The organism is Bradyrhizobium sp. USDA 4516, assembly GCF_054055915.1.
In genome coordinates this window covers 8,637,455-8,655,829 of record NZ_JBSRXT010000001.1, presented here as the reverse complement: position 1 = coordinate 8,655,829, position 18,375 = coordinate 8,637,455, and the positions used below count along the sequence as shown (strand labels likewise).

Genomic DNA, 18,375 nt, shown 5'->3' with positions numbered 1-18,375 from the left:
GCCTCAGCGTTCGTTCCAACGCGCTGGGGCCGTTTCTTCAGGACACCTGATGCCGGCGCACTTCTCCGGCCGCCATGTTGAGAATTGGGATGTGATCGGCGGCCAGCTGTCGCTGAATGAGGCTAACAGCCCATCCCTCCGGGATTGCATCCAGCACTCGGTCAACGGCTTCTTCGCGCGAGGTCGCGGCGATAGGCGCCCTGTTTATGTGATGAGCCTGTCATCTCATGGATGATCCAACCGCCTTGGCCTCAGCGTGTACCGCCTCGCTGGGGCCGTTCTTTGGGCCAAGAAAAATCCCGGCTCGCGCCGGGCTTCATAGTTCAAGCTGACCTGCGAGATAGCGCCGCTTCTCGACTGCCGCGATGTCGAGAGCCTTTCAGCACCTCATTCACGCGACCGGGATTCACGTCATATGTCGCAGCGATTCGACGGGAAGGGCCTGTAATGAAAGAGGCCGCCAAGTGAGGCGGCCTCTTTCTCACATGAATATTGCAATCGCAGCGATAGCAATGGGGCACAGCCCCAGCACCACAATGCTCGCCCTAAAAAGTAGGTCACTGGTCATGACGCAACCTCTGCGTGAGGTTGGAATCTAACTCGGGATGACCACCAAAACAAAGTGCAGTTTGTGCCACGCTAGGAAATTAATCGTGCGCTAGATGAGAATAGGCCGTCAACTGAGGTGGCCCTTTACTCTCCCAGCTCTCTGCGGATTCGGTCGCGGTGCTGAACGTGCAAAACCTGGCATGAGTAGAAGTTATCCAGAAGCTTCTTCGCTTCCGCTAGATCGTGCCCGTGATTGGCAAGGTGCTCGATCAGTCCCTCTTGCTCGGCAATGTGTCGTTCGCCTTGGGCAATATGCCGCTCGGCTTGCTCCAGATGGCGAAGCTGCATCTCGCGGTGCGCTATTGTGGAATGGTTCGGCATGGCCGCGCTCCCTTCCTATGCAGGCGGGAGCGCTGTTGGTCTCTCAGCCACCGACGCCTACGGGCAAAGCCTTGGCCGGTGATGGTGCTATCGTATCACGTTCCGTTGCCCCCGGTTCGTTCTCTCAAGATTAAATTCCGTGATCTCGGTCAAAGGCGGGACGGGGATAGAACATCCGATGGGTCGCCTCGGTAGTCCTACTGAGAACACCGGCCAAGCTACGGTTTCCGTTCGCTTAATCCGAACAAGGACACACCCCAAAAATCAAACTAGGATACGGGGACTTAAATACGGACAGTACCGATCTGTTCGAAAGAACATATTGCGAACGCAGAACAAACGTGGTACGAGGTTCCAATCAACAACGCATTCCACCCGATCTCGTCGCCCGTTTTCCCGCTAGCGAATCCCCGCCATAAGGAGCACATCCCAAATGTCCGCCACCGCACTGCGTATCGTCGAAGGATCCTCCATGGACAAGTCCAAGGCCCTCTCAGCCGCGCTCTCCCAGATCGAGCGCCAGTTCGGCAAGGGCTCGGTGATGAAGCTCGGCAAGAACGACCGTTCGATGGATGTCGAGACGGTGTCGTCGGGGTCGCTCGGGCTCGATATCGCGCTCGGCGTCGGCGGCCTGCCGAAGGGGCGCATCGTCGAAATCTACGGGCCGGAATCGTCGGGCAAGACCACGCTGGCGCTGCACACGGTGGCGGAAGGCCAGAAGAAGGGCGGCATCTGCGCCTTCATCGACGCTGAACACGCGCTCGATCCGGTCTATGCGCGCAAGCTCGGCGTCAACATCGACGAGCTCTTGATCTCGCAGCCGGACACCGGCGAGCAGGCACTCGAGATCGCCGACACGCTGGTGCGCTCCGGCGCGGTCGACGTGCTGGTGATCGATTCGGTCGCGGCTCTGGTGCCGAAGGCCGAGCTCGAGGGCGAGATGGGCGATGCGCTGCCGGGTCTGCAGGCCCGCCTGATGAGCCAGGCGCTGCGCAAGCTCACCGCCTCGATCAACAAGTCGAACACGATGGTGATCTTCATCAACCAGATCCGTATGAAGATCGGTGTGATGTACGGCTCGCCGGAGACCACCACCGGCGGCAACGCGCTGAAGTTTTATGCCTCGGTTCGTCTCGACATCCGCCGCATCGGCGCTATCAAGGAGCGCGACGAAGTCGTCGGCAACACCACCCGCGTCAAGGTGGTGAAGAACAAGCTGGCGCCGCCCTTCAAGCAGGTCGAGTTCGACATCATGTATGGCGAGGGCGTCTCCAAGATGGGCGAGATCCTCGACCTCGGCGTCAAGGCCGGCATCGTCGAGAAGTCCGGCGCCTGGTTCTCCTATGACAGCCAGCGGCTCGGCCAGGGTCGCGAGAATTCCAAGGCATTCCTGAAGTCGAATCCCGACATCACCGCCAAGATCGAAGCCGCGATCCGGCAGAACTCCGGCCTGATCTCCGAGCAGATCCTCGCCGGCACGCCCGAACGCGACGCCGAGGGCGAGGAGCCGACGGAGGAGTAAGTCTCAATCATTTCGCTGCAAGCGGGCGCTGAGGACGTTGAGTTGCCGACGTCTTCGGCGCCCGTTTGGTTTTGTGTGTCTTTTGTAAAGCAGTTGATCCTCAGCTTGCGGTGCTGATGCCATCGCGCGTAGCCGGAGAGCATCGTGACAAGTCTGATCCTGGCGACAAGTGAACTCGCGAGCTATCGCCTGAGGCAGGCGGGAAGGGCGGACATCGTCGTCGGGTTGAGGCCGCGCTTCGTTTGGGGGAAAATGCCCTCGTCGGATGACCTCACGACCCTGCTGGAACCGCGTTCCGCAAAGCATGTCGATTTCGACACGCACTGGCTCGACTTCGCCAGTTCAAGATGGACCGGCTCGATCGGTCGGGACATTGGGCTTGTCGAGTTGTGCGAGCGTTGCGATAGCGTCGAGCTATGGGCTGATCCCCAGCCGAATGACCAGTTGGTGCTGGCCTGGTTGCTCGACGTGCTCCGCCCGCACCGCCACATCGTAGCGAAGCTCAAGCTGGTCCAGACCGATGTCGAGATCGGCGGGTACCGAGGCGAGAGCTTGGCGAAATGGCGATTGCCTGCACTTGCGGTGACCGATGATCGGCTGGAATTGGCCGGTCGCGCCTGGACTGCCTATCGCGCTCCGACGCCCGAGCCCTGTTTCGACCTTCTCATGCAGGATCTGTCGGCCATCCCGCAGCTCCGCGCGGCACTGATTGCGTTGCTCGAGGAGCTACCCGGGCAAGACACCGGCCTCGGCGCGTCCGAACTGCGGATGCTGGATCTCGTCGCCGACGGCGAGACAAGCCCACAGGTCCTTTCAAGCGAGCTGAACCGGGAACGCGGCGTGTTCGATTTTCAGGAAGCGGAGCTGATCCTGGACCGGCTCGCCTATTGTCCATCACCGGTCCTGACCGGATTCCCCGCGGAGATCGAAGCGCCCGACGATCTGAAAGCCCGAAACAACCGACTCCTGCACAGTCGGCTGTCGCTCACCGATTTCGGCCAGGAAGTGTCGGATCGCGAGCTCGACTTCAGCCAGTACAACACGATCCATCGCTGGTGGGGCGGCACCGAACTGACCAATGAGCGGCTGTGGCGCTGGGACGCCGAGAGCCGCACTCTCGTCGCTCCGTAAGGCTTGTTCGAGCGACGCCAGCACGCGACGTTCTGATCTCTACGCCAGCGCCTTTTCCCGGCTCGCGATCAGCGCCCGCAAATCCTCGGTCACCGCGACCGATTGATGGGTCTTCTGGTCGGTCGCGACCCAGATGATCTCGCCGGTGGCGCGCAGGTCATCGGAGCCTTTGGCGAAGATCGCGAGCGCAAGATTGATCGAGGAGCGGCCGATCTTGGCGACCCGCACGCAGACCTCGATGTCCTCGTCGAACCGGATCGGAGCCTTGTACTCGACGACCGATTTCACGGTGTGGAAGTCGATGCCGGTCCGCGCCACCTCGCCGAGATAGTCGTAGCCGAGCGCGCGGAAATATTCGGTGATGGCGGTGTCGAAATAGGTGAGGTAGTGGGCGTTGAACACCACGGCCTGCGCGTCGACCTCCGAATAGCGGACGCGAAACGGGAAATGGAACCAGAATTCCTCGCGCATGTTTCCTCCTGCCGCGGGCGGGCCAGTCCGTCATTCCGGGGCGCGACGAAGTCGCGAATCCGGAATCCGGAAGTCGTGGATCGAGATTCCGGGTTCTCGCTTCGCGAGCCCCGGAATGACACCGAGTGAATCACGCGTCAGAGACGCAGCACGACGTAGCTGCAACAATGGTGCGCTTTACTCAGCCGCCTGCGCGTAATCCTCGACCGGCGGGCACGAGCACACCAGGTTGCGGTCGCCGTAGACGTTGTCGACGCGGCCGACCGGGCTCCAGTATTTGTCGGACCGTGACACGCCGTCCGGGAAGCAGCCTTCGGCGCGGGTGTAGGCCCGGTTCCAGGCATCGTCGGCGATGTCGTGCACGGTGTGCGGCGCGTGGCGCAGCGGCGAGGCCTCGACCTCCCAGCGGCCCTTCTCGATCTCCGCGATCTCGCCCCGGATCGCGATCATGGCGTCGCAGAACCGGTCGATCTCGAACTTCGATTCCGATTCCGTCGGTTCGATCATCAGCGTGCCCGCCACCGGGAAGCTCATGGTCGGCGCGTGGAAGCCGTAGTCGATCAGGCGTTTTGCGATGTCGTCGACGGTGACGCCGCTGGTCGTCTTGAGCGGCCGCGGATCGACGATGCACTCATGCGCAACGCGGCCGCGCTCGTTGCGGTACAGCACCGGGAAGTGCGGCTGCAGCCGTGCGGCGATGTAGTTGGCGTTGAGGATCGCGATCTCGGTCGCCCGCGTCAGGCCTTCGCCCCCCATCATCAGGATGTAGATGTAGGAGATGGTCAGGATCGACGCCGAGCCAAACGGCGCGGCCGACACCGCGCCGATCGCATGCGCCGTCGCTCCATCGGTTGCGGGATGGCCCGGCAGATAGGGCGCAAGATGCGCCTTCACGCCGATCGGGCCCATGCCGGGGCCGCCGCCGCCATGCGGAATGCAGAAGGTCTTGTGCAAATTGAGATGGCTGACATCGGCGCCGTAATCGCCGGGCCGCGACAGTCCGACCTGCGCGTTCATGTTGGCGCCGTCGAGATAGACCTGGCCGCCATGGGCATGCACGATGTCGCAGATCTCGCGGATATGCTCCTCGAACACGCCGTGGGTCGACGGATAGGTGATCATGACCGCGGCAAGGTTGGCGGAGTGCTTCTCCGCCTTGGCGCGAAGATCATTAACGTCGACGTCGCCGCGCGCATCGCACGCGACGACCACGACCTCCATGCCGACCATCGCAGCCGAGGCCGGATTGGTGCCGTGCGCGGAGGAGGGGATCAGGCACACCTTGCGGTGCGGCTCGCCGCGCGCGAGGTGATAGCCGCGGATCGCCAGCAGCCCGGCATATTCGCCCTGCGCGCCGGAATTCGGCTGCAGCGAGACTGCGTCATAGCCGGTGATGTCGCACAGCCATTGCTCCAGCCGCTTGAACAGCGCGTGATAGCCCTTGGCCTGATCCGCCGGCGCGAACGGATGCAGATTGCCGAACGCCGGCCAGGTCAGCGGGATCATTTCGGTGGTGGCGTTGAGCTTCATCGTGCAGGAGCCGAGCGGGATCATCGCGCGGTCGAGCGCGAGGTCACGATCGCTGAGCTTGCGCATGTAGCGCAGCAGCTCGGTCTCGGAACGATGCGTATTGAACACCGGATGGCTGAGGAAGGCGCTGGTGCGCCGCAGCTCCTTCGGCAGCGCCTCGTGCGCGCCGGCCTCGATCTCGGCATAGCTGAGCTTGCCGCCGAACACGCGCCACACCGCCTCGACCGTCTCCGGCGTCGAGGTCTCGTCGAGCGCGATGCCGAGCGTGGTCGCGCCGACGCGAAGGTTGATCTGTTCCGCCTGCGCGCGGGTGACGAGCTCGATCTGCTTGCTACCTGCCTCGACGGTCACGGTATCGAAGAACGCTTCGCTGGTCGGCGCAAAGCCGAGCTTGCGCAGGCCGGCCGCAAGCACGGTGGCGCGACGATGCACGCTGCGTGCGATATGGGTCAGGCCCTCGGGACCGTGATAGACCGCATACATCGAGGCGATCACGGCGAGCAGCACCTGCGCGGTGCAGATGTTCGAGGTCGCCTTCTCGCGGCGGATATGCTGCTCGCGGGTCTGCAGCGCGAGGCGATAGGCGGGCTGGCCACGCGAATCCACCGAGAGGCCGACGATGCGGCCGGGCAGCGAGCGCTTCAGCGTGTCGCGCACCGCCATATAGGCGGCGTGTGGTCCGCCATACCCCATCGGCACGCCGAACCGCTGCGCCGAACCGATCGCGATGTCGGCGCCGAGCTCGCCGGGCGAGGCGAGCAGCGTCAGCGACAGCAGGTCCGCCGCGACGATCGCAAGCGCGCCCTTGGCGCGCAGCGACGCGATGGCAGGCTTGAGGTCGCGTACTGCGCCCGACGTTCCCGGATATTGCAGCAGCGCGCCGAGCACATCGGCGTTGTCGAGCTCGGTCAGGGGATCGCCGACCACCAGCGCCCAGCCCAGCGGCGCGGCGCGCGTGCGCATCACCGCCAGCGTCTGCGGATGCACCTCCTTGTCGACGAAGAACACCTTTGCCTTGACCTGCGAGTGGCGCTCGGCGAGCGCCATCGCTTCCGCCGCGGCGGTCGCCTCGTCGAGCAGCGAGGCGTTGGCGACGTCGAGCCCGGTGAGGTCGCAGATCATGGTCTGGAAGTTGAACAGGGCCTCGAGCCGGCCCTGGCTGATCTCCGGCTGGTACGGCGTATAGGCGGTGTACCAGGCCGGGTTCTCCAGAATGTTGCGCTGGATCACCGCGGGCAGGATGGTGCCCGAATAGCCCTGGCCGATCAGCGAGGTGAACACCTGGTTCTGCGCGGCGAGCTCGCTCATATGCGCGAGCGCCTCGGTCTCGCTCAGCGCCCGGCCGAGATCGAGCGGCGCCTTCTGCCGGATCGACGCCGGCAGCGTCTCGTTCATCAGCGCCTGCAGGCTCGCGGCGCCGACCGTCTCCAGCATCGCGTTGACGTCGCGCGGCGACGGTCCGATGTGGCGGCGGACGAAATCGGTGGCGGCTTCGTTGATCGGCTTGAAGGGCGCGTTCATGACGTGATCCTCGGGGTGATCCTTTAGGCGGTGTGCGCGGCGTAGGCGGCCTCGTCCATCAGGCCGCCGAGCTCGCCCTTGTCGGCAATCTTCAGCTTGAAGAACCAGGCCTTGCCGCCGGCGTCGGAATTGACCAGCGCGGGCTCGGCGGCGAGCGCGTCGTTGACCTCGACCACCTCGCCGGAGATCGGCGCGTAAACGTCGGAGGCGGCCTTGACGGATTCGACGACAGCGGCGGCCTCGGCCTTCTTCAGGCTGCGGCCGACCTTGGGCAGTTCGACGAACACGACGTCGCCGAGCTGCGACTGCGCATAGTCGGTGATCCCGATCGTGGCGACGTCGCCCTCGATGCGGAGCCATTCGTGGTCGGACGTGTACAGCGTCGTCATGGGGTCGATCCTTTGGCGTTCAGCGTTTGTAGGTATTGGGGACGAAGGGCGTAGCGGCGACTTTCAGCGGCAGCCGCTGGCCGCGCACTTCGGCGAAAACGGTGGTGCCGACGGCGGAAAGGGCCGTGGGCAGGTAGCCCATCGCAACCGGCGCATTGAGGCTCGGGCCGAAGCCGCCCGAGGTCACCTTGCCGATCTGCTCGGTCGAGCCGGCATCGGCGAACAGCGCGGCGCCTTCGCGCACCGGTGCGCGGCCGTCAGGCTTCAGGCCGACCCGTCGGCGCGCAGCGCCATCTGCGAATTGCGCGAGAATTTTGTCGGCGCCGGGGAAGCCGCCGGCGCGGGCGCCGCCGCTGCGGCGAACCTTCTGCACCGACCATTCCAGCGCGCCTTCGACCGGTGTCGTCGTGGTGTCGATGTCATGGCCATAGAGGCACAGCCCGGCTTCGAGCCGCAGGCTGTCGCGCGCGCCGAGCCCGATCGGCAACACGTCGGGATTGTCGAGCAGCGCGGTGACCAGGGCTTCCACCTTGTCTGCGGGCACGGAAATCTCAAAGCCGTCCTCGCCGGTATAGCCGGAGCGCGAGACGAAGCAGTCGACGTCACTGAGCCGGCGCGGACCGGCGTCCATGAATTTCATCGAACCGACATCTGCACAAAGTTTCGCCAGCACCGATTCGGCTTTCGGGCCCTGCAGCGCGATCAGCGCGCGGTCGGCCAGCGAGACGATCTCGCAGGCGTCGGAGAGATTCGCGCGCAGATGCGCCTCGTCCTCGGCCTTGCAAGCGGCGTTGACCACCAGGAACAGGTGATCGCCGAAATTCGCCACCATCAGGTCGTCGAGCAGGCCACCGTCATTGTTGGTGAATTGCGCGTAGCGCTGCCGTCCCGGCGCGATACCGACGATGTCCTGCGGCACCAGTTTTTCCAGCGCGAGCGCGGCATCCGCGACCTTGCCGGATTTGGCCTTCAGCACGAGCTGGCCCATGTGCGACACATCGAACAGACCGGCTTCCTTGCGGGTGTGCAGATGCTCCTTCAGCACGCCGGCCGCGTATTGCACCGGCATGTCATAGCCGGCGAACGGCACCATCTTGGCGCCGCGCGCCAGATGCAGCGCGTGCAGCGGGGTCTGTTTCAGCGGGGAGGTTTCGCGCGCAAGCATCACAGGGCCCTCGCGGTTCCCGCCGGGGACCTATTTCCCCTTGAGAAACCTGCAGAAAGCCCCATCTGTCGCTGTGCCTGAGAGTATTATCCCGTCGGCGGACGCGTCGGGGCGAACCCCAGCGTCTCTTTCCAGATGTCAGACGTCACGCGGTCCTTTTGCCTGAGAGTTTCCGGGGCGGTTGCTCCTTCGGCGCCGGCGATGAGGCCGGTCTCTCCCGACGTGACTAGGTATAGGTAGGTAGAAAACACGGCGCCACCAAGACTGTCAACGCAGCTGCAGCAACTATCCAATGGGCTTTGTGCTGCCGCGGCAAGCCCATGATCCGCCTGCACAGTTTCTGGACACCGCAGCTGGCAATGTCTAAAAGCGTTCGGCCGGAAAATGACGCCTTTTTGCGGCTGGCCGGCCCCTTTTTCCGATTGGATGAACATGAGCAGCGTCAACGACATCAGGTCGACATTTCTGAACTTCTTCAAGGAGAACGGGCACGAGATCGTGGCCTCGTCGCCGCTGGTTCCGCGCAACGACCCGACCTTGATGTTCACCAATGCCGGCATGGTGCAGTTCAAGAACGTCTTCACCGGCGTCGAGAAGCGCGGCTACCAGCGCGCCACGACGTCGCAGAAGTGCGTGCGCGCCGGCGGCAAGCATAACGACCTCGACAATGTCGGCTACACCGCGCGCCATCTCACCTTCTTCGAGATGCTCGGCAACTTCTCGTTCGGCGATTACTTCAAGGAGCGCGCGATCGAGTTCGCCTGGAATCTGATCACCAAGGATTTCGGGCTGAAGAAGGACAAGCTGCTGGTCACCGTCTACCACACCGACGACGAGGCGGCCGGCTACTGGAAGAAGATCGCGGGCTTCTCGGACGACCGCATCATCCGCATCCCGACCTCGGACAATTTCTGGGCGATGGGCGACACCGGCCCGTGCGGACCGTGCTCCGAAATCTTCATCGACCGCGGCGAGCACATCTGGGGCGGCCCTCCGGGCAGCCCGGATGAGGATGGCGATCGCTTCCTCGAATTCTGGAACCTGGTGTTCATGCAGTACGAGCAGGTGACGAAGGAGGAGCGCGTAGCGCTGCCGCGTCCCTCGATCGACACCGGCATGGGGCTCGAGCGCATGGCCTGCATCCTGCAGGGCGTCGAGAGCGTGTTCGAGACCGATCTGTTCCGCAATCTGATCGATGCCGCCGCGTCTACCCTCGGGCACGGTCCGAACGAGCAGAACGTTGGGTCGTATCGGGTGATCGCGGACCATCTGCGCTCGTCCGCGTTCCTGATCACCGACGGCGTGCTGCCGTCGAACGAGGGCCGCGGCTACGTGCTGCGCCGGATCATGCGCCGCGCGATGCGCCATGCACAGCTCTTGGGCGCGAGCGAGCCGCTGATGCATCGCCTGGTCTGGGCGCTGGTCCGCGAGATGGGCCAGGCCTATCCGGATCTGGTCCGTGCGGAGAAGCTGATCGAGGAGACGCTGCGGCTGGAGGAGACGCGCTTCCGCAAGACGCTGGCGCGCGGCCTGTCGATCCTCGACGAGAAGAGCGCCGGCCTCAAGAAGGGCGACATGTTCGACGGCGACACCGCGTTCACGCTGTACGACACCTACGGCTTCCCGCTCGATCTGACGCAGGACGCGCTGAAGTCGCGCGGCATCAGCGTCGACCAGGCGTCGTTCACCGACGCGATGGAGCGGCAGCGCGTGAAGGCGCGTGCCTCCTGGGCAGGTTCGGGCGAGGCGGCGAGCGAGGCGATCTGGTTCCCGCTGCGCGAGAAGCTCGGCGCGACCGAATTCCTCGGCTACGAAACCGAGAGCGCGGAAGGCGCGGTGACGGCGCTGATCAAGGACGGCGCCGAGGTCGAGAGCCTGAAGGCCGGCGAGAGCGGCGCGATCGTGCTGAACCAGACCCCGTTCTACGGCGAGTCCGGCGGCCAGGTCGGCGACACCGGCGTGCTGACCGGGGAGGGCGTCAAGTTCCGCGTCACCGACACGCAGAAGAAGGCCGGCGATCTGTTCGTGCATCTCGGCACGGTGGAGCAGGGCACGCTCGGCGTCGGCACCACATTGCAGCTCGAGGTCGATCACACCAGGCGCTCGTCGATCCGCGCCAACCATTCGGCGACGCATCTGCTGCACGAGGCGCTGCGCCAGGTGCTCGGCGATCACATTGCCCAGCGTGGCTCGCTGGTCACGCCCGACCGGCTGCGCTTCGACTTCGTGCATCCGAAGCAGATCACGCCGGAAGAGCTCGCCCGGATCGAGGACATCGCCAACGATGTCGTGCTGGAGAATGACGAGGTCACGACCCGCGTCATGGGCGTCGACGATGCCCGCGAGGCCGGCGCCCGCGCGCTGTTCGGCGAGAAATACGGCGACGAGGTTCGCGTCGTGTCGATGGGCAAGGGCGCCCGCGATCACGGCCAGAACGCGCTTGGCTGGTCGGTCGAGCTCTGCGGCGGCACTCATGTGCGCCGCACCGGCGACATCGGCCTGATCTCGGTGACCAGCGAGGGCGCGGTGGCGTCCGGCGTCCGCCGCATCGAGGCGCTGACCGGACGTCACGCGCGCAAGCACGCCAACGACACCATCGCGCTGGCCAAGACCGCGGCGCTGGAGTTGCGCACCACGATCGACGACGTGCCGGCGCGCATCGCCGCGCTGATGGAAGAGCGCAAGAAGCTCGAGCGCGATCTGTCTGACGCCCGCAAGAAGCTCGCGATGGGCGGCGGCAGTGCGTCGAACGGCGCCGCCTCGGCCGTTCGCGAGGTCGGCAATGTCAAGCTGCTGGCGCGCGCGGTCGAGGGCGTCGAGACCAAGGATCTCAAGAGTCTCGTCGACGACGGCAAGAAGCAGATCGGCTCGGGCGTGGTCGCGATCGTTGGCGTCACCGAGGACGGCAAGGCCGGCATCGTGGTCGGCGTCACTGCCGATCTGACCGCGCGGTTCAACGCGGTCGAGCTCGTGCGCAAGGGCTCCGAGGTGCTCGGCGGCAAGGGCGGCGGCGGCCGGCCCGACATGGCGCAGGCCGGCGGGCCCGACGGCGCCAAGGCCAACGCCGCGCTGTCGGCGATCGAACAGGCCATGACTCAACAGGCGTCGGCCGGCGCCTGACGGAGAGGCTGATCGTGGCGACGGCTCCGCTCAAGCCCACGATCAGCGATCCCGGGCTGCGCGACCGTCTCTACGAGCTGCTCGAACGCGATGATCTGCCGCATTCGGGCGGCTTGCGGTTTGCCCGGGTCATCGTCGCCATCATCGCCGTCGATGTGCTGGCGGCGATCCTGGCCTCCGTGCCCGAGATCGACGCGCAGCTCGGCTGGCTGCTGACGACCATCGAGATCGCGGCGGTCATTGCCTTCGCGCTGGAATATGCCGCGCGGCTCTGGAGCGTGGTCGGCCACTCGCTGCGCGACATGACGCCGGCGCGGGCGCGGCTGGAATACGCCTTCTCGGCGCTCGGCGTGATCGACCTGCTGGCCTTCCTGCCGTCAGCCGTCGCGCTTGCGATCGGCGACAAGACCGCGCTGGTGCTGTTCGGCATGCTGCCGTTCCTCAAGCTGGTGCGCTATTCGACCGCGATGCGCTCGCTGCTGGCGGCGCTACATGCCGAGCGGCGCACGCTGTTCGGCTGCGTGGTGATCCTGACCGGCGCCGTGCTGCTGTTTGCCTCGCTGCTCTATGCCATCGAGCACAGGGTGCAGCCGGACAAGTTCGGCACTATGCCGCAGGCGATGTGGTGGGCGATCGTGACGCTCGGCACCGTCGGTTACGGCGACGTCGTCCCGATTACGCCGCTCGGCCGGACCGTCACGGTGGTCGCGATCGTGGTCGGCTTCGCGATGATCGCGCTGCCGGTCGCGATCATCTCGACCGCGTTCGCCGACGAGGTCCGGCGCCGCGACTTCGTCGTGACCTGGGGCATGCTGGCGCGGGTGCCGCTGTTCTCACATCTTGGCGCTGCCGATATTTCCGACATCATGCGCTTGCTGCGGTCGCAGACCATCGAGGCCGGCGAGGTCTTGGTGCGGCGCGGCGATGCGGCGTCATCGATGTATTTCATCACCGCGGGCGAGGTCGAGATCGACCTGCCGAGCCAGCTTGTGCGGCTTTCCGACGGCGCGTTCTTCGGCGAGATCGCGCTGCTGCGGCGGACCAGCCGCTCCGGCACGGTGACGGCGACGCGCAAGACCAAGCTCCTGGTGCTCGATGCGCAGGACTTCCATGCCCTGATCGAGCGCATGCCGGCGCTCGCCGCGCATGTCCGGGAGACCGCGGAGGCGCGGCTTGCCGATCCGCTTGCGGCCGGCGGCGACCTGGCCGCCGCGGAGATCGCCCAGGCGCCGCGCGAGACCGACGGCGGCATCCGCGACTAGTCTAGAACCTCATTCCGATTGAATCGGAACGAGGCTCTCGATTCTTCGTTTGGCGCGTTTTCTTCACGCGAACCGGTATCCACTTCGCTCGAAAACGCTAGTCCCGTCGCAGGAACACGTAATCCGCCGAGTAGGCCGCGCTCTTCAGCGCGCCTGATTTGTCGCAGGCGCCGCTGAGCTCGCCGCCCGAGGTGTTGATCCGCTGCACCGTTGCGACGCCGGAGAGCAGGCCGTTGCCGCGGTGTGCGATCACCTCGAGCTTCAGCCAGGCAATGTCGGAAGGCGTTGCGCCGGGTGCGCTGCCGGCGGTGCGGGCGGTCACGGCGCTGCCGTCGACATGCTCCCAGTTCGGACCCGCATAATGCCGGCCGACCGTGCGGCCGTCGGCGATCAGGGTCGCGACCGGTTCGCGGAACGACCAGGCGAGCTTGCCGTCGCTGACCGGCTTGCACTCATAGACCTGCACGCCCTCGGCATGGACGGTGAGGATCTTGGACTCGCCAGGCGCCGCGACGGCGTCGGGCAGGGGATCGGCAGCGAATGCCGCCGACCCGTTGAGCGAGAACGATGCGAGCACGACGGCTCTGACAAGGGCCCTGGTCATGCTCGCACCTGTCTTCCCAGGATGACGGCCTCAGGCCGCGATCGCCTTCACGAGGTTGTCGGACACCTTGTCGAGGAATCCGGTGGTCGAGAGCCAGCGCTGGTCGGCGCCGACCAGGAGCGCGAGATCCTTGGTCATGTAGCCCTCTTCGACGGTCGCGACGCAGACCTTCTCCAGGGTGGTGGCGAACTTGGCCAGCGCCTCGTTGTTGTCGAGCTTGGCGCGATGGGCGAGGCCACGGGTCCAGGCGAAGATCGACGCGATCGAGTTGGTCGAGGTCTCCTTGCCCTTCTGGTGCTCGCGGTAGTGGCGGGTCACGGTGCCGTGGGCGGCCTCGGCTTCCACGGTCTTGCCGTCCGGGGTGAGCAGCACCGAGGTCATCAGGCCGAGCGAGCCGTAGCCCTGGGCCACGGTGTCGGACTGCACGTCGCCGTCATAGTTCTTGCAGGCCCAGACATAACCGCCGGACCATTTCAGCGCCGAGGCCACCATGTCGTCGATCAGGCGGTGCTCGTAGGTCAGGCCCTTGGCGTCGAATTCCTTCTTGAACTCGCGGTCGAAGACGTCCTGGAAGATGTCCTTGAAGCGGCCGTCATAGACCTTCAGAATCGTGTTCTTGGTCGACAGATAGACGGGGTAGTTGCGCATCAGGCCGTAGTTGAACGAGGCGCGGGCGAAATCGGTGATGGAGTCGTCGAGATTGTACATCTCCATCGCGACGCCGGCGCCGGGCGCCTTGAACACTTCCTTCTCGATGACGGTGCCGTCCTCGCCGACGAACTTCAGCGACAGCGTGCCCTTGCCGGGGAACTTGATGTCGGTGGCGCGGTACTGGTCGCCATAGGCATGGCGGCCGATGATGATCGGCTTGGTCCAGCCGGGAACCAGGCGCGGCACGTTCTTGCAGATGATCGGCTCGCGGAAGATGCAGCCGCCGAGGATGTTGCGGATGGTGCCGTTCGGCGACTTCCACATCTGCTTCAGGCCGAACTCCTTCACCCGGGCCTCGTCGGGAGTGATGGTGGCGCATTTGACGCCGACGCCGACCTTCTTGATGGCTTCGGCGGCGTCGATGGTCACCTGGTCGTTGGTCTCATCGCGGTATTCCATGCCCAGATCGAAATAGAGCAGTTCGACATCCAGGAACGGGTTGATCAGCTTGTCCTTGATGTACTGCCAGATGATCCGGGTCATCTCGTCGCCATCGAGCTCGACAACGGGGTTGGATACCTTGATTTTTGCCATGACGGGGAGGCCCTCTTGGGAACGGCGCGCTTTTGACGGCGGGGGGTGGAAAATACGCCTGCGCTATAGCACCGCCCGGGGGCGGGCGAAAGCGCACCGGTTATGCACTTTCAGCCCATCTTTTCACCGAGAACCGCCATTCTGGACGGACCAGAATAGCGCCTCTCGGCCCTTGTTCTTGACGGGTTTTCTTCGCGCGAACCGGTGCCCGCTTCGCTTGAAAACCATCTAAAACGCCGCCTGCGTCGCGGTCCCGGCCACGATGTACCAGGTCACGAACAGGCCCGCGATCAGGGCGCCCGGCAGGCTCGATCCGGTCCGCCGCCAGGTGAACGTCGCGATCACGGCGACGATCGCGAGCAGGGGCACGAACTGGATCGCGACGATGGTCGAGAGCGGCACGAAACCGGGGTCCGGGACCGGGTTGAACAGCTTCCCCGTCAGCCACAGCGTGCCGTATTGCAGCACCAGCAACACGATGAAACCGAACGTCAGCGCCAGGATGTTGGTCAGGTACAGCGCCCCGCGCGGCGCATCCATGGTCGAGAAATTCCGGTGCAGCACGTGCAGCGCCACGACGAAAAACGCCGTGAACGGAATCAGATAGATCAGGAAGATGAGGAATTGCTTCGCGCTCATCAACTTGAGTGCGACGATCCAGAAGCGGAAGTCGATCTTGAAGGCGAGGTCGGCAAGCCACAGCGCGGCGTAGCCGACCGCGACCGAAGCCAGCGCGATCACGATGGATTGACCGACGAGGCCGGCCCGGGTGGTGCGCCTTGGGGCGAAGGGCATCAGCGCCAGCGTGATCAGGCCGTTGATGATGGCCCAGACCAGGATCTGGTTGGTGATGCCCTGCGGCAGGAATGCGCTGGGGGCCACGAAGGTGCCGCCCAGCGCGAAGGCCGGATAATAGGTCAGCGCCGGGATGAAGGCGGACAGGATGAACGCCGTGGTCCAGCGCCGGCCCTTGGCAGCCTCATGCGGCGGCATGGTGCCGTCGGCAACCGCCGGCAGCCGGAGGCGGGAGAACGTCTTGGCTTCCAGCAGCCCGTCGAACGTCCCGATGACCAGGGCAATGAAACCGGCGAGGGCGATGAGCGTGCCGATTTCCTTGCGGAACCAGATCTGGTCGTCGACCGGACGAGGCGTGCCGCCCTTCAATGTCTTGGCGAACCAGTCGAGGCTGTAGCCGATCGCCTCATGTGAGATGTGCTCGGCCGGATGGGTCATCGCCGGGGTGTACAGCACCCGGGCCGTGCCGTTGGCCGGGTCGCCATAGACCTTGCCCGGCTCGACCGCGCCTTGGGTGCCGAACAGCGCCCAGAGCTTCGGGCTCGTGGTGACGTCGCGGGCCAGCTGGACGCCCCACATCAGGTCGGGGAATTCCTCATACTGGGCGAACACCAGCGCGGTGTTGCGCGGCCACGACGTGGTGCCCTCGGCCGCGAACGGCTTGCCGGTGGACGAGCCCTCCAGCACCATCGACTTGTAGTCGTTGGGCATCGCCGCGGCGGCGGCCAGCACGGTCCAGCCGCCCATCGAATGGCCCTCGAGCCCGATATTCTCCTTGTCGACGAATTGGAGGCTGCGGAGATAGGCAAGGCCGTCAGGTCCGCCAAAACCGTTGGCGAAGGAGGGCGGGTCGCTATAGCCGTGGCCGGTCTGGTCGAGCGCGAGCACCACATAGCCGCGGCGGGCGAACTCGATGGCGAAGCCGTCCTGGGTCTCGCGCGAATTGATATAGCCGTGGACGGCGAGGATGCCGGGCGCCGGGATCTGCGGCGTGGCATTCGTTGGGATATAGAGCAGGGCGCTCATGGTATTGCCCTTGGCGCCGTTGAAGCGGACATCCTCGATCCGGATGCTGCCGGCGGTCTGCGTGAAGTGGGCGAGCAGGCCCCCCGCCACGATCAAGATCAGGCCCACAATCGCCAGCGTCCATCTGCCCCGCATCGTCGTCCCCCCAAGGTGCCTCGCCGTTGAAACCGGCGTCTCAAACGTGCCTTTACAGCTTCGCTTTGGTTGTGGTTGATAGCCTATCCGAAGGCCAAGTGCGCGCAAGCGGCAGCCTTCGCTTCTTGCGATTGGGATTCCGATTGAGGATTCGCAAACGCCGCTAACCCTGTTATCTCCTTGGAGAAAATGGTCCCGCGCAAAACCGGTGCAAAGCTGGTCGGTGCGGTCCTGGACCCCTGCATGAGATTTTGAATCAGCGTCCTCGGAAGCTGATTCAAAATCTTCAGACGTTGAATCAGAAAGTGAACTGAGATGTCCGGCACCGACAAGACCAAGGCAGGGCACGACCTTGCCGGTCCCGTCGTCATCCTGGTCGAACCGCAGCTTGGCGAGAACATCGGCATGGCCGCGCGCGCGATGGGCAACTTCGCGCTGTCGAGGATGCGCATCGTCAACCCGCGCGACGGCTGGCCGAACATTGCCGCCCAGCGCGCGGCCGCCGGTGCCGACCACATCATCGGTTCCGTCGAGCTGTTCGACACCGTCGAGCAGGCGATCGCCGATCTCACGCTGGTGTTTGCGACCACCGCCCGGGCCCACGACCAGGCCAAGCCGGTGGTCGGGCCGGAGGGCGCGGCGGGTGAGATCGTCGGCCATGTCGCGTCGGGCGGCGGCGCCGGCATCCTGTTCGGGCGCGAGCGCGCCGGCCTGACCAATGAGGAGGTCGCGCTCGCCAACCGCATCATCACCTTCCCGGTCAATCCAGGCTTCGCCTCGCTCAATCTGGCGCAGGCGGTGCTGTTGATGGGCTACGAGTGGTTCAAGCTGTCGACCGCGGGTGCGCTGCCGTTCGCGATGCCCGAGCGGTCCGAGCCGGCCTCCCAGCACCAGATGCAGGCCTTCTTCGACAACCTCGTCGCCGAGCTCGACAAGGTCGAGTTCCTGCGGCCGGCGGAGAAGCGCGACACCATGCTGGTGAACCTGCGCAACATCTTCACGAGGATGGATCCGACCAAGCAGGACATGCACACGCTGCACGGCGTGGTGATGGCGATCGCCGAGGGCCGCAAGGGCCCGGCCAAGGGCGGCGTGCTCGACGGCGCCCAGGCGACGCGCTTGCGGGCGCTGCTCGCCGAGCAGGGGCAGGGCGGCGCGACCGCCGACAGCAGCAGCACCGTGCGCGGCCTCGCCCGGCTGCTCCGCCGCAACCCGACCGACGCCGAACGGACCCTGTGGCAGGCGCTGACGCGGGACCGCCGCTTCGCCGGTCAGTTCAAGCGCCAGACCCCGGTCGGCCGCCACATCCCCGACTTCGTCTCCTTCGTGCACCGGCTTGCGATCGAGCTGGTCAACCCGAACGAGAGCGAGGCCATCGGGGCCGACCGCGCCAAGCGCAGAGCCTGGCTCGAAGCGCGCGACTATCGGGTGGTCGACATGCAGGTTGCCGATGTCGAGTGCGACCTCGACGCCGAGCTCGCGCGGCTGGAGGCGGGGCTGCGGCAGGAGCGGTAGCTTACGCTGCCGTT

Annotated in this window: 13 protein-coding genes and 1 riboswitch; of the genes, 5 read left to right on the top strand and 8 right to left on the bottom strand. The window is 65.2% G+C overall.

Annotation, left to right across the window (positions count from 1 at the left end):
• Positions 1–693: 693 nt before the first annotated feature.
• Positions 694–930 (bottom strand): hypothetical protein, encoded by a 237-nt coding sequence (locus ACVI1L_RS40225; protein ID WP_063790118.1) that lies wholly within the window; start codon positions 928–930, stop codon positions 694–696.
• Positions 931–1,363: 433 nt separating this feature from the next.
• Between ACVI1L_RS40225 and recA the strand changes: the two genes are divergently transcribed.
• Positions 1,364–2,452, top strand: coding sequence for a recombinase RecA (gene recA / locus ACVI1L_RS40220; protein ID WP_028337774.1), 1,089 nt, complete (start codon positions 1,364–1,366; stop codon positions 2,450–2,452).
• A gap of 144 nt (positions 2,453–2,596) precedes the next feature.
• Entirely contained in the window at positions 2,597–3,583 is a 987-nt protein-coding gene (locus tag ACVI1L_RS40215) for a hypothetical protein (protein WP_456785340.1), read from the top strand.
• 39 nt (positions 3,584–3,622) lie between these two features.
• On the opposite strand, the gene ACVI1L_RS40210 is transcribed toward ACVI1L_RS40215, so the two are convergent.
• The 4 genes from ACVI1L_RS40210 to gcvT form a co-directional block, all read right to left on the bottom strand.
• Positions 3,623–4,054: an acyl-CoA thioesterase gene (locus ACVI1L_RS40210; protein ID WP_225164343.1), complete on the bottom strand. Its 432-nt coding sequence runs from the start codon at positions 4,052–4,054 to the stop codon at positions 3,623–3,625.
• Positions 4,055–4,231: 177 nt separating this feature from the next.
• Positions 4,232–7,105, bottom strand: coding sequence for an aminomethyl-transferring glycine dehydrogenase (gcvP, locus tag ACVI1L_RS40205; protein ID WP_456785339.1), 2,874 nt, complete (start codon positions 7,103–7,105; stop codon positions 4,232–4,234).
• Positions 7,106–7,128: 23 nt separating this feature from the next.
• Entirely contained in the window at positions 7,129–7,494 is a 366-nt protein-coding gene (gene gcvH / locus ACVI1L_RS40200) for a glycine cleavage system protein GcvH (RefSeq protein ID WP_057018368.1), read from the bottom strand.
• 19 nt (positions 7,495–7,513) lie between these two features.
• The gene (gcvT, locus tag ACVI1L_RS40195) at positions 7,514–8,659 is read right to left on the bottom strand and encodes a glycine cleavage system aminomethyltransferase GcvT (protein ID WP_456782408.1); all 1,146 of its coding nucleotides are present in this window, start codon (positions 8,657–8,659) and stop codon (positions 7,514–7,516) included.
• Positions 8,660–8,800: 141 nt separating this feature from the next.
• A riboswitch (glycine riboswitch) is annotated at positions 8,801–8,889 on the bottom strand.
• Between the two features lie 202 nt (positions 8,890–9,091).
• On the opposite strand from gcvT, the gene alaS reads away from it, so the two are divergent.
• Positions 9,092–11,779 (top strand): alanine--tRNA ligase, encoded by a 2,688-nt coding sequence (gene alaS / locus ACVI1L_RS40190; RefSeq protein ID WP_456785338.1) that lies wholly within the window; start codon positions 9,092–9,094, stop codon positions 11,777–11,779.
• 11 nt (positions 11,780–11,790) lie between these two features.
• Positions 11,791–13,041, top strand: a complete 1,251-nt coding sequence (locus ACVI1L_RS40185; RefSeq protein WP_456785668.1) for a cyclic nucleotide-gated ion channel — start codon at positions 11,791–11,793, stop codon at positions 13,039–13,041.
• Positions 13,042–13,138: 97 nt separating this feature from the next.
• Here ACVI1L_RS40185 and ACVI1L_RS40180 read toward each other — a convergent pair whose 3' ends face one another.
• From ACVI1L_RS40180 to ACVI1L_RS40170, 3 genes are all read right to left on the bottom strand, one after another.
• Positions 13,139–13,645: a DUF3455 domain-containing protein gene (locus tag ACVI1L_RS40180; protein ID WP_082653880.1), complete on the bottom strand. Its 507-nt coding sequence runs from the start codon at positions 13,643–13,645 to the stop codon at positions 13,139–13,141.
• Positions 13,646–13,675: 30 nt separating this feature from the next.
• Positions 13,676–14,890: an NADP-dependent isocitrate dehydrogenase gene (locus ACVI1L_RS40175; protein WP_016848511.1), complete on the bottom strand. Its 1,215-nt coding sequence runs from the start codon at positions 14,888–14,890 to the stop codon at positions 13,676–13,678.
• A 228-nt stretch (positions 14,891–15,118) separates the two neighbouring features.
• On the bottom strand, positions 15,119–16,846 hold the full coding sequence (locus ACVI1L_RS40170) for an alpha/beta hydrolase family protein (RefSeq protein WP_456785337.1): 1,728 nt from the start codon (positions 16,844–16,846) through the stop codon (positions 15,119–15,121).
• Between the two features lie 315 nt (positions 16,847–17,161).
• Between ACVI1L_RS40170 and ACVI1L_RS40165 the strand changes: the two genes are divergently transcribed.
• Positions 17,162–18,361: a TrmJ/YjtD family RNA methyltransferase gene (locus ACVI1L_RS40165; protein WP_168854947.1), complete on the top strand. Its 1,200-nt coding sequence runs from the start codon at positions 17,162–17,164 to the stop codon at positions 18,359–18,361.
• Positions 18,362–18,375: the final 14 nt, after the last annotated feature.

Excerpts from the sequence above, each read along its gene's own strand:
- ACVI1L_RS40165 (WP_168854947.1), top strand. The coding sequence starts at position 17,162 with ATGTCCGGCACCGACAAGACCAAGGCAGGGCACGACCTTGCCGGTCCC.
- ACVI1L_RS40170 (WP_456785337.1), bottom strand. The coding sequence starts at position 16,846 with ATGCGGGGCAGATGGACGCTGGCGATTGTGGGCCTGATCTTGATCGTG.
- ACVI1L_RS40180 (WP_082653880.1), bottom strand. The coding sequence starts at position 13,645 with ATGACCAGGGCCCTTGTCAGAGCCGTCGTGCTCGCATCGTTCTCGCTC.
- ACVI1L_RS40210 (WP_225164343.1), bottom strand. The coding sequence starts at position 4,054 with ATGCGCGAGGAATTCTGGTTCCATTTCCCGTTTCGCGTCCGCTATTCG.
- recA (WP_028337774.1), top strand. The coding sequence starts at position 1,364 with ATGTCCGCCACCGCACTGCGTATCGTCGAAGGATCCTCCATGGACAAG.
- gcvH (WP_057018368.1), bottom strand. The coding sequence starts at position 7,494 with ATGACGACGCTGTACACGTCCGACCACGAATGGCTCCGCATCGAGGGC.
- ACVI1L_RS40175 (WP_016848511.1), bottom strand. The coding sequence starts at position 14,890 with ATGGCAAAAATCAAGGTATCCAACCCCGTTGTCGAGCTCGATGGCGAC.
- alaS (WP_456785338.1), top strand. The coding sequence starts at position 9,092 with ATGAGCAGCGTCAACGACATCAGGTCGACATTTCTGAACTTCTTCAAG.
- ACVI1L_RS40225 (WP_063790118.1), bottom strand. The coding sequence starts at position 930 with ATGCCGAACCATTCCACAATAGCGCACCGCGAGATGCAGCTTCGCCAT.
- gcvP (WP_456785339.1), bottom strand. The coding sequence starts at position 7,105 with ATGAACGCGCCCTTCAAGCCGATCAACGAAGCCGCCACCGATTTCGTC.
- gcvT (WP_456782408.1), bottom strand. The coding sequence starts at position 8,659 with ATGCTTGCGCGCGAAACCTCCCCGCTGAAACAGACCCCGCTGCACGCG.